A 252-nucleotide genomic window follows, 5' to 3' on the forward strand; every position below is an offset into this window, starting at 1 on the left:
GGGCCAGGCTCTCGGCGACGACAGCCTGCGTCACGTTGTCCAGCGCGCTCGTCGCCTCGTCGAAGAGCAGGATGCGCGGGTCCCCCGCGAGCGCTCGGGCGATGAGCAGCCGTTGACGCTGTCCGCCGGACAGCGTCGACCCGCCCTCCGAGACGACGGTGTGCATGCCCATGGGCATCGCGCGCACATCGTCGGCGAACCCCGCCCGCTCCGCCGCGCGCCAGGCGGCATCGATCCCGAGACCGACGGCAT

Annotated in this window: 1 protein-coding gene; it reads right to left on the bottom strand. The window is 73.0% G+C overall.

Annotated elements, in window-relative coordinates; genetic code table 11:
* Nucleotides 1-252, bottom strand: a 252-nt coding sequence (locus SB658_RS25995; protein WP_410603369.1) for an ATP-binding cassette domain-containing protein, incomplete at both ends; no start/stop codon positions are given.

It is taken from the genome of Bacillus sp. SIMBA_008, from assembly GCF_046535495.1.
GTDB lineage: Bacteria > Bacillota > Bacilli > Bacillales > Bacillaceae > Bacillus > Bacillus subtilis.